This window comes from Streptomyces sp. WM6386 (assembly GCF_000972385.1).
Classification (GTDB): domain Bacteria; phylum Actinomycetota; class Actinomycetes; order Streptomycetales; family Streptomycetaceae; genus Streptomyces.
The window spans coordinates 1-12803 of the sequence record NZ_JXTE01000031.1 but is presented as its reverse complement, the minus strand read 5'-3'; the positions used below and the strand labels follow the sequence as shown (position 1 = coordinate 12803).

13 protein-coding genes and 2 pseudogenes are annotated in these 12803 nt (G+C 70.2%); 11 read left to right on the top strand and 4 right to left on the bottom strand.

Going from position 1 to position 12803, the window contains the following annotated elements; translation table 11 throughout:
* Positions 1-168: 168 nt before the first annotated feature.
* The 5 genes from TN53_RS20195 to TN53_RS20175 all read left to right on the top strand — a co-directional run bounded on the left by TN53_RS20195 (position 169) and on the right by TN53_RS20175 (position 6073).
* Positions 169-1203: a LacI family DNA-binding transcriptional regulator gene (locus tag TN53_RS20195; RefSeq protein WP_046259968.1), complete on the top strand. Its 1035-nt coding sequence runs from the start codon at positions 169-171 to the stop codon at positions 1201-1203.
* Positions 1204-1352: 149 nt separating this feature from the next.
* Positions 1353-2654: an ABC transporter substrate-binding protein gene (locus TN53_RS20190; protein WP_234441651.1), complete on the top strand. Its 1302-nt coding sequence runs from the start codon at positions 1353-1355 to the stop codon at positions 2652-2654.
* Between the two features lie 66 nt (positions 2655-2720).
* Positions 2721-3656 (top strand): carbohydrate ABC transporter permease, encoded by a 936-nt coding sequence (locus tag TN53_RS20185; protein ID WP_046259966.1) that lies wholly within the window; start codon positions 2721-2723, stop codon positions 3654-3656.
* Position 3657: 1 nt separating this feature from the next.
* A complete protein-coding gene (locus tag TN53_RS20180; RefSeq protein ID WP_046259965.1) occupies positions 3658-4530 on the top strand; it encodes a carbohydrate ABC transporter permease in 873 nt (290 codons plus the stop codon).
* A gap of 76 nt (positions 4531-4606) precedes the next feature.
* Entirely contained in the window at positions 4607-6073 is a 1467-nt protein-coding gene (locus tag TN53_RS20175) for a glycoside hydrolase family 32 protein (RefSeq protein WP_046259964.1), read from the top strand.
* Between the two features lie 87 nt (positions 6074-6160).
* On the opposite strand, the pseudogene TN53_RS45280 reads toward TN53_RS20175, so the two are convergent.
* Positions 6161-6713 (bottom strand): annotated as a pseudogene (locus tag TN53_RS45280) (FAD-binding protein); the annotation flags it as partial.
* On the opposite strand from TN53_RS45280, the gene TN53_RS20170 reads away from it, so the two are divergent.
* Positions 6597-6959, top strand: a complete 363-nt coding sequence (locus TN53_RS20170) for a helix-turn-helix domain-containing protein (protein ID WP_324609620.1) — start codon at positions 6597-6599, stop codon at positions 6957-6959. The pseudogene TN53_RS45280 and the gene TN53_RS20170 overlap by 117 nt on opposite strands.
* Here the strand turns inward: TN53_RS20170 and TN53_RS20165 are convergent.
* A complete protein-coding gene (locus tag TN53_RS20165; protein WP_046259962.1) occupies positions 6940-7356 on the bottom strand; it encodes a DUF6299 family protein in 417 nt (138 codons plus the stop codon). The genes TN53_RS20170 and TN53_RS20165 overlap by 20 nt on opposite strands.
* A 237-nt stretch (positions 7357-7593) precedes the next feature.
* Between TN53_RS20165 and TN53_RS20160 the strand changes: the two genes are divergently transcribed.
* Positions 7594-7776, top strand: coding sequence for a DUF5999 family protein (locus TN53_RS20160; RefSeq protein ID WP_046259961.1), 183 nt, complete (start codon positions 7594-7596; stop codon positions 7774-7776).
* Positions 7777-7786: 10 nt separating this feature from the next.
* Here TN53_RS20160 and TN53_RS20155 read toward each other — a convergent pair whose 3' ends face one another.
* Both TN53_RS20155 and TN53_RS20150 read right to left on the bottom strand, forming a co-directional pair.
* Positions 7787-8185: a RidA family protein gene (locus TN53_RS20155; RefSeq protein WP_046259960.1), complete on the bottom strand. Its 399-nt coding sequence runs from the start codon at positions 8183-8185 to the stop codon at positions 7787-7789.
* Positions 8182-9465, bottom strand: a complete 1284-nt coding sequence (locus tag TN53_RS20150) for an acyl-CoA dehydrogenase family protein (protein WP_046259959.1) — start codon at positions 9463-9465, stop codon at positions 8182-8184. Before TN53_RS20150 ends, TN53_RS20155 begins: the two co-directional genes overlap by 4 nt.
* Before the next feature lie 124 nt (positions 9466-9589).
* Between TN53_RS20150 and TN53_RS20145 the strand changes: the two genes are divergently transcribed.
* The 4 genes and pseudogenes from TN53_RS20145 to TN53_RS45275 form a co-directional block, all read left to right on the top strand.
* Positions 9590-11182, top strand: a complete 1593-nt coding sequence (locus TN53_RS20145; protein ID WP_046259958.1) for an AMP-binding protein — start codon at positions 9590-9592, stop codon at positions 11180-11182.
* Between the two features lie 15 nt (positions 11183-11197).
* Positions 11198-12010, top strand: a complete 813-nt coding sequence (locus TN53_RS20140) for a PaaX family transcriptional regulator C-terminal domain-containing protein (RefSeq protein WP_046259957.1) — start codon at positions 11198-11200, stop codon at positions 12008-12010.
* A 115-nt stretch (positions 12011-12125) separates the two neighbouring features.
* Complete coding sequence (gene cysC, locus TN53_RS20135) at positions 12126-12677, top strand: adenylyl-sulfate kinase (protein WP_046259956.1); 552 nt, start codon at positions 12126-12128, stop codon at positions 12675-12677.
* A pseudogene (locus TN53_RS45275) lies at positions 12674-12803 on the top strand (sulfate adenylyltransferase small subunit); the annotation flags it as partial. The gene cysC and the pseudogene TN53_RS45275, both read left to right, overlap by 4 nt.

The window sequence follows — 12803 nt, the reverse complement described above, 5'->3', positions numbered from 1 at the left end:
AGCTAACGCATACGAATTTCGACTTCGCGCTACCCAGAGATGGGCAAATCACCCCAGAAAGTCACCGTTACGCAGGCGAGATGTCCGGGGTGTTGACAGCGCATGACGAGTGAAGCAATCTCATCGCATCTTGCTAATCCGATTTAGCCGAGCGGAGCTGATCCACCGATGCCCGAACGCCGCGTGACCATGGCCGATGTCGCCCGCGAGGCGGGCGTATCGCCGACGACCGCGTCGTTCGCCCTGTCCGGCCGCACCGACATGCGCATCTCCGACGCCTCCCGGGAACGGGTCCTGGAAGCGGCCAGGCAGCTGGGCTACCGCCCGAACGTCACCGCGCGCAGCCTCCGGACGAAGTCCACCCAGACCATCGGACTCGTGTCGGACCGGATCACCACCACTCCGTTCGCCGGCGATGTCATCCGCGGTGCCATGGAGGCCGCCCGGGAGCAGGATCACCTGCTGTTCATCACAGAGGCCGGCGGCGACCGCGCTGCCGAGTCCTCGCTGGTCCACGCGCTGCTCGACCGCCAGGTCGACGCGGTGATCTACGCGACCATGTTCACCCGGTACGTCACTCCCCCCAAGGAGCTGTTCGGGCGCCGCGTGGTGCTGCTGAACTGCCTGGCCCCCGGCTTCGACGCCCCCTCCGTCGTCCCGGACGAGCTGGAGGCCGGCCGGAACGCGGCCCGCGCCCTGCTCGCGGCCGGTCACACCGAGGGCATCTGGGCGATCGGCGGCCACCAGGCCGTCCCGGCCACACCCGAAGGGATCATCGCCGGCAACGAGCGCATGCGCGGCCTGGAGGAAGTGCTGCGCGAGCGCGGCGCCCGCCTGGACGGCGTCATCGAGTGCGACTGGAACACACCGGACGGCTACCGGGAGGTGTCCGCCCTGCTGGCGGCGGGGACCCGTCCCCGGGCGCTGGTGTGCCTGGCCGACCGGGTGTCCTTCGGCGCCTACCAGGCGCTCGGTGAGGCGGGGCTCTCGGTGCCCGGCGACGTGTCGGTGATCTCGTTCGACGACCAGGACATCGCGTCCGTGCTGCGGCCGGCGCTCACCACGCTGAAACTGCCGCACTACCAGCTCGGGCGCCTCGCCGTGGAGCTGATCCTCCGCGGCGGGCCACTCGAATCGGTCGTACACCGCGTGCCCATGCCGCTGCGGGAGCGCGCCTCTCTCGGTGCACCTGCCGAGGGGTGACACCGGCACCTGAAGACAGTCGTCCCGCCGCCCGCACCGATGGTCCTGGAGCAGGCGGCGGGACGGCCACCAAGAACAGCGACCGATGCAACCGGTCGCCCAGGGCGGGTCCTGCAAGACCCGCCTCCGTGAGATGGAGGAACCTCGTGGTGTTCAGAACAAGGCGCCTCGCGCTTGCGAGTGTAGCCGCCGCGGCGGCGACGGCGCTCGTCGCCGGATGCGCGACCGGCAGTGGCGGGAGCTCGTCGGGGGCCGGCGGCGACACGCTGACCCTGTGGACGCACAACGCCGGCAACTCGGCCGAACTCGACGTCGTGAAGAAGATCATCAAGGACTTCAACGGCTCCCAGGACAAGTACACGGTCAAGCTTCAGTCGTTCCCGCAGACCGATTACAACAACTCCGTCGTGGCCGCCGCCTCGGCCCGCAAGCTGCCCTGCCTGCTCGATGTGGACGGCCCCAACGTGGCGAACTGGGCCTGGGGCGGCTACCTGGCCCCGATCGATGTCTCCGGCAGCGAGGTGCCGGTGAAGGACCAGCTCGCCAGCACCGTCGGGACCTACAAGGACCAGCTCTACTCCTTCGGCTTCTACGACGTCTCCCTGGCCTTCTTCGCCCGCAAGTCCGTACTGAACGAGCACGGCATCCGTGTCCCCACCATGGACAAGCCCTGGACCAAGGGCGAGTTCGACGCCGCGCTGGCCGAGCTGAAGCAGAGCGGCGAGTTCACGTACCCCCTGGAAATGGGCACCGGCGGCAGCGGCGAATGGTGGCCGTACGCCTACTCCCCCCAGTTGCAGAGCTTCGGCGGCGACCTGATCGACCGCGACGGCTACAAGACCGCCTCCGGCACCCTCGACGGCGAGGAGTCCGTGGAGTGGGGCACCTGGTTCCGCTCGCTGGTGACCAAGGGCTACATGGCGAAGAAGTCCGGAGCCGACCCCAACAAGGACTTCCTGGCCGGCAAGAGCGCCATCCAGTGGGACGGCAGCTGGAACGCGGCCAAGAACGCCCAGAAGCTCGGCGACGACCTGGCGATCATCCCGCCGGTCGACTTCGGCAAGGGCCCCAAGATCGGCGGCGCATCCTGGCAGTGGGCGATGAGCTCCACCTGCTCCAACAAGGACGGCGCGCAGGAGTGGCTGAAGTTCTCCCGCCAGACCAAGTACTTCGTCGACTACGCCGAGGCCACCAGCACCATCCCCGCCACGAACGAAGCCGCGACGCAGATCAAGGACTACCAGCCGGGCGGCGAGTTCGCCGTGCTCGTCCAGTTCGCGCAGAAGTACGCGACGGTGCGCCCGGTCACCCCGGCCTACCCCTACATCTCCACCGAGTTCCAGAAGGCGGCCCAGGACATCCTGGCCGGCGCCGATCCCAAGGACGCTCTCGGCCAGGCCTCGAAGAACATCGACAACAACCTGAAGACGAACAACAACTACTCAGGCTGACCCGCCCCAGGCCGGTTCGGGCCCCCGACCGCACCGCCCGAACCGGCCCGGCTCCCTGGAGATACCGTGACCACCAAGACCGCAGCCCCCACGCGGCTGCGTCCGGTCCGGCGAACCCGCACGAACAACGCCCGTCGCCGTGAGAGCCTCACCGCCCTCGGCATGGCCACCCCGGCCGTCGTGCTGCTGATCGTCTTTCTCGTCGTACCGGTCGTCCTCGCCTTCGCCCTGGCCTTCACCGACGCGAGGCTCATCTCGCCCAACCCGGCCCGCTTCGTGGGCCTGAGGAACTTCACCCAGCTCTTCGAAGACCCCGTCTTCTACAAGTCCCTGCGCAACACGGTGTACTTCGCCGCCGTCGTCGTCCCGCTCCAGGCCGGCCTCGCCCTGCTCCTGGCACTGCTGGTCAACGCGAAGGTACGGGGCGTCAACTTCTTCCGCACCGTCTACTTCCTGCCGGTCGTCACCTCGATGGTCGTGGTGTCCCTCCTGTGGACCTTCCTCTACCGGAAGGACGGCCTGGTCAACCACGTCATCTCGACGCTCACCCTCGGCCACTTCCAGGGCCCGGACTGGCTGGGCGACCCGGCCACCGCGATGCCCGCCATCATCCTGATGTCGGTGTGGCAGGGCGTCGGCTTCCACATGATCATCTGGCTGGCCGGCCTGCAGACCATCCCCGCCGAGTTGTACGAGGCCGCCGAACTCGACGGCGCCACCACCTGGCACCGCTTCCGCCACGTCACCTGGCCGGGACTGCGCGCCACCCGCACCTTCGTCCTCGTCACCATCACGATCGCGGCGTTCAGCCTCTTCACCCAGATCAGGGTGATGACGCAAGGCGGCCCGCTCGACTCCACCACCACCGTCGTCTTCCAGGCGGTGCGCACCGGCTACGACCAGCAGCAGACCGCCTACGCGGCGGCCATCTCGCTGACCTTCTTCGTACTCGTCCTGACCGTGTCGCTCGTCCAGCGCTTCCTGACCCGGGAGAAGGACTGACATGACCTCCCTCCTCAAGCGGCTCGGCGGCCATGCCGGCCGCATCGTCCTGGCCCTGGTCTTCGCGCTCCCGCTCGTCTTCATGCTGGTCTCGTCGTTCAAGACGGACGACCAGATCTTCGGCGACCTGGACTCGCCGAGCGCTTTCCTGCCGGTCGGAGCCCTGTCGCTGGACAACTACACCGGCATGTTCGACCGGGTCCCCGCGGCACGTTTCCTGCTGAACTCCGTGCTGATCTCGTCGATCACCGTGGTGCTCGGCGTCATCATCAACAGCCTGGCCGCCTTCGCGCTCTCCCGCATGCGGTGGCCGGGCCGCAAGCTCGTCCTGACCACCATCATCGCCACCCTCATCGTGCCGTTCGAGACCTTCGCGCTGCCGCTGGTGTGGTGGGTCAACCAGCTGCCGCTGCTCCGCGTGAACGGCTTCCAGCTGGAGTGGACCACCGGCTGGATGGACACCTACCAGGTGCAGATCCTGCCGTTCGCCGCCAACGCCTTCTCGATCTTCTTCTTCCACCAGTTCTTCCAGAGCATCCCCAAGGAACTCGACGAGGCGGCGATCATGGACGGTGCCGGCTGGTTCAGCATCTACCGCCGCATCGTGATGCCGCTGTCCGGTCCGGCCGTCGCCACCGTCGCCATCCTCACCTTCCTGCCCGCCTGGAACTCCTACCTGTGGCCGCTGATGGTCGTACAGAGCGAGGAACTGCGACCGGTGATGGTCGGCATCTCCTACTTCTTCCAGCTGAACGTGGGCTGGGGCCAGATCATGGCGTATTCCTCCATGATCACCGTGCCGATCCTCGCCCTGTTCGTGGCGTTCCAGCGGTCCTTCGTCAACAGCATCGCCTCCACCGGCGTCAAGGGCTGACCCCCGCACCGCGCTGTCGGTTCCGCCGCGTCCTCATGACTTCCGTGTGCTTCGCATGCCCTGAGAAAGGCCCCGTGTGTCCACGTCGCCCGCCGACCCCCATCTGCCCGCGGTCCATCTGCGGCCGCCACGCAACTGGATCAACGACCCCAATGGTCTGGTCTTCCACGACGGCCACTACCACGTGTTCTTCCAGTACAACCCGCACGGCCCCCAGCACGCGAACATGCACTGGGGCCACTACCGGAGCCCCGACCTGCTCACCTGGGAGTCCCTCCCCGTCGCTCTCGCCCCCACGCCCGGCGGCCACGACGCCGACGGCTGTTTCTCGGGCAACGCCGTCTCCGTCGACGGCCGCATGGTGGCCTTCTACTCCGCCCACCGCACCGACCGCTGGTGGCAACCGGTCACCACGGCCGAGTCACACGACAACGGCCGCACCTGGACCAAGCGCCCCCACCTGCTCATCCCCGAACCACCGGCCGGCACCACCATGTACCGGGACCCCTACGTCTGGCGGCAGGACGAGCGCTGGCGGATGCTGGTCGGCTCCGCCCTCGACGACGGCCGCGCCGCCACGCTGCTGTACGAGTCCGACGACCTGGAGCACTGGACCTACCGCGGCCCCTTCCACACCAGCGAGGCCGCCGCCGGCACGGGCCCGATCGGCTGGGAATGCCCCCAGTACGCCACCTTCGGCGACCGAAGCGTCCTGATCCTCAGCGACTGGACCCCCAAGGGCGGCCCCAGCCACACCAGCGTGGTCACCGGCCGGGAGAGGGACGGCCGGTTCGAAGCGGCCACGGCCCCCGCCCCGCTGGACCACGGTCCCGACTTCTACGCCCCCGCCCTGCTGAAGGCCCCCGGAGACGACCGCTGGCTGATGTGGGGATGGGCCTGGGAAGCCCGGGACGACACCTGGGCGCACGAAGCGGGCTGGGCAGGCGTCCTCACACTCCCCCGAGAGGTCAGCCTCGCCGCCGACGGCACGGTCGCCCAGCACCCCGCCCGCGAGCTGCTGGCGCTGCGCGGCCCGCGTGTCCTGCACGGGACCGGGCACGTCACACGGACCGAACCGGCCGAACTCGGCGAGGTCGGCCACACCTTCGACCTCACCGCCGCCCTCGTCCCGGACACCACCGGTACGAGCGGGCTGCGCCTGACCACCTCGGCCGATGGCTCCGAGTACCTCGACATCGGCCTCGACCCCACGGCGGGCCGCCTCGTCGTCGACCGCACCCACGCCTCACAGGACCCGCGGGCACGGGGAGGGGCGTACACCGCGCCGTGCCCGGCCGCGGCACGCCCCCACGCCCCCGTCGAGCTCCGCGTGATCGTGGACCGCTCGATCGCCGAGGTCTACCTGGCCGACGAGCAGGTCCTCACTCTGAGGTTCTACCCGTCCACCGACGGACCGTGGCGGCTGCAGGCCCGTACGACAGGGGCAGGACGCAGCGAGTTCGCCGTCGCGGCCTGGAACCTGACCGCGAAAGGCCTCCCCCGAGAAGCGCAGTTGGCGGGCCGGGGAGCACAGGGCGCTTGATTCCCGGGTCGCACAAGCCCTGAAGGCCGGCAGGCCGACGGCACCCCGGAACAGCCCCGCGAGCGGGGCCGTTCTCGCGTCCGGGACTCAGAGCGCCGCGGCCGCCGCCTTCCCCGCCTGCCTGCCCGAGAAGAGGCAGCCGCCGAGGAAGGTGCCCTCCAGGGAGCGGTAGCCGTGGACTCCGCCGCCGCCGAAACCGGCGACCTCTCCGGCCGCGTACAGGCCCGGTATGGGGTTACCGGACTGGTGGAGGACGCGGCCGGAGAGGTCTGTCTGGAGGCCCCCGAGGGTCTTGCGGGTGAGGATGTTGAGGCGTACGGCGATCAGCGGACCGGCGCCCGAATCCGTGATCTTGTGGATCGCCGCCGTACGACTCAGCGTGTCCCCGGGGTAGTTGAGGGCGTTGCGGAATCAGGTCGGGGTTCTGCTCCGAGCCCGACAGCGCGAACTCCTTCGCGATGATCTTCTGCGTGGTGACGAACCACGAGTAGTCGTAGCCGGTGTCGGTGATCGACTTGAGGGTGTGGAGGGTGTCGTAGCCGGGGATGTCGGGGCTGGAGAACCGCTTGCCGGTGGCGTCGAACCACATCGAGGACGGGCCGGGCAGGATGCGGATGCCGTGTTTCGGCCAGATCGGGTCGACTTCCACCGCCAACTGGCGCTCACCGCGCTGACGTACCTGGACAACGGCCGCCGCCTCGACCAGACGGCCGCGGCCCTGTTCACCCACCCCAACACCGTCCGTTACCGGCTCGGCAGGCTCCGGGAGATCACCGCCGGATCACTGAACGAGCCGCTCGCGGACGGCGGTTCGGGGCCACTGCACACCCTTCACTGGCGGTGGGCGCTCACCACCTGGCTGGAGGTCAGCCCTCGGTCAGCGTGACGTCCTGCTGCCGGGACGCGTGGAACCGGGGCAGGGGCAGGCCGCCCTGGGGGGCGAGTTCCATGACGGTGGCCTCGACGTGGGCCGCGCCCGGCTCGAGCGCTCCGGGCGAGGGCTTGCCCGTGTTCTCCCAGCGGTGCTCGACGCCGTCGCAGACGGCCTGGGTGCCGCCGATGCCGTGCCGGACGGACGGGGACTTCTGCCCCACGGAGGAGCTCACGAAGACCGGGCCCGAGTTGCCGAGACAGCGGTAGGTGCCGGAGAGGGTGACCGTGCCGTCGGCGGCGATGCTGCCGGCCGGGGCGACGGTGACCGTCTCGTAGGGGTCGGCGGTGGCGGTGGGGGCCGCGGCCAGGAGGAGCAGCGCGGCGAGGACGAGGACGGGGCGTACGGGCATGGGGGTGCCTTCCGAAGGAGCGGAACGGGATCCCCCACTCGTACCGCTCAGGCGCCCCGACGGGCGTGATCGTCACTCCTTCGGTGGCGAGTCCGCAGCGGTCTTCGTGGATCGGTCCTGGTGTTGTCCGCGTGTTGTCACGGTTGGCGTCCGGCCGTTCCGATGCGTTCTCGGCGGGAGCATGGTCTATCCATACGGACGATCCGTACGGATCGTCCTCCGATGTGGAGGTGCGCCATGTGTTCCCACCAGCCTTCGTGCCCTTCCTCCGACACCGCCGCTTCGCACGTCGTGGCCGCCCATCCCGAGCAGGGGTGGAGCCTGTTGTGCGACGGGGCGATCGTCTTCGACGACACCGGTGAGCTGCGGCCGGACGGCAGTGCCGTGGGGCCGGTCGAGCGACTGGCCATGGCGGCCTGATTCCCGGGATTCAGGGCAGGACCGCGAAGCCGTCCAGTTCAACCAGCGCCTCCTCGTCCCACAGGCGTACGACCTGGACGACGGCCATCGCGGGGAAGTTCCGGCCCGCCAGCCTCCGCCAAATACCCCCGAGTTCAGCGGCTCGGGCGCGGTAGTCGGCGACATCCGTGGCGTAGACGGTGACGCGGGCGAGGTCGGCGGGGGTGCCGCCGGCCGCTGTCAACGCTCCCAGCAGATTGGTGAGCGCCCTCTCGAACTGCTCCACGAGCCCCTCCCCCACGACCTTCCCGTCGGTGTCGAGGGCGGTCTGGCCGGCCAGGAAGACCACGCGGGTGCCGGTGGCGACAACGGCGTGGGAGAACCCGGCGGGCGGGGAGAGGTGGGGCGGGTTCACGCGCTCGGTGCTCACCGGTGCGCCTCCGTCTCCGCGTACAACTCCTTGGCGATGATGCCGCGTTGGACCTCGCTCGCCCCCTCGTAGATGCGTGGGGCGCGCACCTCGCGGTAGAGGTGTTCGAGGAGGTGGCCGCGTTGCAGGGCGCGGGCGCCGTGCAGTTGGACGGCGGCGTCGACGACGTACTGCGCGGTCTCGGTGGCGAGCAGCTTCGCCATCGCGGCGCGCTTGGGGACGTCGGGGGCGTCCTCGTCGTACGCCGTCGCCGCCGCGTACACCATGAGGCGGGCCGCGTCGGTGCGCAGGGCGAGCTCGGCGACCCGGTGGGCGACCGTCTGGAGGTCCTTCAACTTGCCGCCGAACGCGTCCCGTTGCGCGGTGTGGGCGAGGGTGGCGTCCAGGGCCGCCTGGGCCATGCCGACCGCGAAGGCGCCGACGCTGGGGCGGAAGAGGTTGAGGGTGCCCATCGCCACCCGGAAACCGCGGTCGGGCTCGCCGAGGACGTCGTCGGCGGTCACGGGCACGGCGTCGAAGCCGAGGGCGCCGATGGGGTGCGGGGAGAGCATGTCGAGGGCGGTGCCGGTGAGTCCGGGACGGTCGGCGGGGACGAGGAAGGCGGTCACCCCGCGTGCTCCGGCACCGGGGGTGGTGCGGGCGAAGACGGTGTAGAAGTCGGCCTCGGGCGCGTTGGAGATCCAGCACTTCTCACCGCTGAGACGCCAGCGGGAGGAACCGTCGGACTCGGCGCCGAGCGCTCCGCCTTCCGGCTCGACACCGACAGCAGCCTCGACGCCGGGACCATCCGCGATCGGCTCCCCATGGGAAGCATCCACGCGCCGCCCGTCGCCACCAGGAGCGCCCCTGCCCGGCCCGTCGCCAGGCGCCCCGGCCCGCTCCGCTCGCAGCGTCAGTGCCGCCGCGTCCGACCCGGCGCTCGGCTCGCTCAGCGCGAATGCGGCCACTGCGCGGCCCTCGCTCACCGGGGGGAGCCAGCGCTCTCGCTGCGCAGGTGTCCCGTATGCGTGCACGGGGTGGGCCCCCAGCCCCTGGAGAGCGAGCGCGGTCTCCGCCTCGGTGCAGGCGTGGGCGAGGGACTCCCGCATCAGACACAGGTCGAGCGCCCCGGAGGTGAACAGCCGCCGCAACAGGCCCAGTTGACCGAGTTCGGCGATCAGCGGCCGGTTCACGTGCCCCGGCTCGCCCTTCTCCGCCAGCGGGCGCAGCCGCTCCGCGGCCATGGCACGCAGCTCCGCACACCAGGCGGTTTGTACCGGATCGAGCGAGAATGCGGGCATTGCCGGTCCCCTCTCTCCACTGGACCCTTCGACGATATCGCGTCCTATTGACTGTCGTCACCAAGACGATACGCTCATTGCGCGAGCCCACTCACCACGCCCACAAGGCAGGGGGCGAACCGCCATGAACCTCTCGGCGCACGTCGACACCTTCGCGCGCGACCATCTCCCGCCCCCGGAACAGTGGCCCGAACTCCATTTCGATCTGCCGGAGCTGCGGTACCCCGATCGGCTGAACTGTGCCGCCGAGCTGCTGACCGGCCCGCCCGACGACAAGCCGGTGTTCCACACCCCCACCGGGGACACCTGGACATACGGGACCCTGCGCGCCCGCGTCGACCGGCTCGCGCATCTCCTCACCGGGGACCTCGGCGTCGTACCCGGCAATCGCGTGCTCCTGCGCGGGCCGACCTCACCCTGGCTCGCGGCCTGCTGGCTGGCGGTCCTGAAGGCGGGCGCCGTCGCGGTGACGGTGCTGGCACAGCAGCGGCCGCACGAGCTGGCCACGATGTGCGAGATCGCGCAGGTCAGACACGCACTGTGCGACATCCGGGCGGTCGACGACCTCGCGAAGGCCGAGATACCGGGGCTCAGGATCACGGCCTACGGCGGTGACGCGCCCGACGACCTGCTCAACCGGACGGCGCCGGACACCCCGTACCCCGCCGTGCAGACCGCCGCCGACGACGTGGCGCTGATCGCCTTCACCTCCGGCACCACCGGGCGCCCCAAGGGGTGCATGCACTTCCACCGGGATGTGCTCGCGACAGCCGACACCTTCTCGCGGCATGTACTGCGCCCACAGGCGGATGACGTCTTCGCCGGCAGTCCCCCGCTCGGGTTCACCTTCGGCCTCGGCGGGCTCGTCGTCTTCCCCATGCGGGCCGGCGCCAGCGCGCTCCTGCTCGAACAGGCCGGTCCCAAGCAGCTGTTGCCCGCGATCGCCGAACACCGGGTCTCCGTCGTGTTCACCGCGCCGACCGCCTACCGCGCCATGCTCGACGAACTGGACGCGTACGACGTCGCCTCCCTGCGCCGCTGTGTCTCCGCCGGCGAGAACCTTCCCGCGGCCACCTGGCAGGCCTGGCAGGAGCGGACCGGGCTGCGGATCATCAACGGCATCGGCGCGACCGAGCTGCTGCACATCTTCATCTCTGCCGCCGACGAGCACATCAGGCCGGGGACCACCGGGGTGCCGGTACCGGGCTGGCACGCGCGCGTGGTCGACGAGGAGGGCCGCGACAGGCCCGACGGGGAGCCCGGGCTGCTCGCCGTGCGCGGACCCGTCGGCTGCCGCTATCTCGCCGATCCGCGGCAACGCGAGTACGTGCGCGGCGGCTGGAACATCACCGGGGACACGTACGTCCGTGAGAGCGACGGCTACTTCCGCTATGTCGCCCGCGCGGACGACATGATCATCTCGGCCGGGTACAACATCGCGGGCCCCGAGGTCGAGGACGCGCTGCTGCGCCACCCCGACGTCGTGGAGGCCGCGGTCGTGGGGCGGGCGGACGAGGCGCGGGGGCAGGTCGTGGTGGCGTACGCCGTGGTCAAGGAGGGCGCCGAGCGGGACGCCGAGGCGTTGCGCGCGTTCGTGAAGGCGGAGTTGGCGCCGTACAAGTGTCCGCGCGAGATCGTCTTCCTGGAGGCGCTGCCCCGCACGGCGACCGGCAAGCTCCAGAGGTTCAGGTTGCGCACCAGGGGTGACCAGCAGTGATGCCGACGACCTAAGATGATCAACGTGTCCGACCAGCATGCACCACGGTCTCTCATCGTCACGCTCTACGGCGCCTACGGCCGCTTCGTGCCCGGCCCGGTACCGGTCGCCGAGCTCATCCGGCTGCTCGCCGCGGTCGGCGTGGACGCCCCCTCCGTACGTTCGTCGGTGTCCAGACTCAAACGGCGCGGGCTGCTCGTGCCGGCCCGCACGGTACAGGGCGCGGCCGGGTACGAACTGTCGCCGGACGCCCGCCAGTTGATGGAGGACGGCGACCGGCGCATCTACGCCGTCGAACCGCCCGAGGACGAGGGCTGGGTGCTCGCCGTGTTCTCCGTCCCGGAGTCGGAGCGGCAGAAGCGGCACGTGCTGCGCTCACGGCTGGCCGGTCTCGGCTTCGGCACCGCGGCACCGGGCGTCTGGATCGCGCCCGCGCGGCTGTACGAGGAGGCCCGGCACGTGCTCCAGCGGCTCCGCCTGGACCCGTACGTCGACTTCTTCCGCGGTGAGCACCTCGGCTATGCCCCGACCGTCGAGTCCGTGGCCCGCTGGTGGGATCTCGCCGCGATCGCCAAGGAGCACGAGGAGTTCCTCGACCGCCACGCGCGCGTGCTGCGTGACTGGGAGCAGCGCGAGGACACACCTCCCGAGGAGGCGTACCGCGACTATCTCCGCGCCCTGGACTCCTGGCGCCACCTCCCCTACGCCGATCCCGGCCTGCCCGCCCGGCTGCTCCCCGAGGACTGGCCGGGCAGCCGCTCGGCGGCGGTGTTCCGGGGGCTGCACCGGCGGCTGCGCGACGCGGGGGCCGGCTTCGTCGGGGTGTGACCTCACGCACAACACAGGTAGCTAAGGGAACCCTCAGGGTCCTCTGCCCCTCTTCTCAAGTTTCTTACCTAGGGTCCCTCAGGTCGCCCGAAGGTAAGGAAGAGGACTGTTGCGCATGACCACCACGGCAAGGGCTCAGGGAGCCACGGTCTGGCTCACGGGGCTGCCGAGCGCGGGCAAGACGACCATCGCCCGTCACCTCGGTGAGCGGCTGAAGGCCAAGGGACACCGGGTGGAGGTCCTCGACGGCGACGAGATACGCCGTTTCCTCTCCGCGGGCCTGGGCTTCTCCCGCGAGGACCGCCACACGAACGTGCAGCGCATCGGGCTGGTCTCCGAGGTCCTCGCCCGCAACGGCGTGCTGTCCGTCGTCCCCGTCATCGCGCCCTACGCCGACAGCCGCGAGGCCGTCCGCAAACGGCACGAGGCGAGCGGGACGCCGTACATCGAGGTGCATGTCGCCACTCCGGTCGAGGTGTGCGCCGAGCGGGACGTCAAGGGCCTGTACGCCAGGCAGGCCGCTGGCGAGCTGTCCGGGCTGACCGGCGTCGACGACCCGTACGAGCCGCCGGTGGACGCGGCGCTGGTGCTGGAGACGCAGGCGCGGACCCCACGGGAGTCGGCAGCCGCGGTGTACGCGGTGCTGGCGGAGCGGGGGCTGGTGTGAGCACCGTGACCACCGAGCAGAAATTCACCCTCTCCCACCTGGACGCTCTCGAATCCGAGGCCGTGCACATCTTCCGCGAGGTGGCGGGCGAGTTCGAGCGGCCGGTGATCCTCTTCTCCGGCGGCA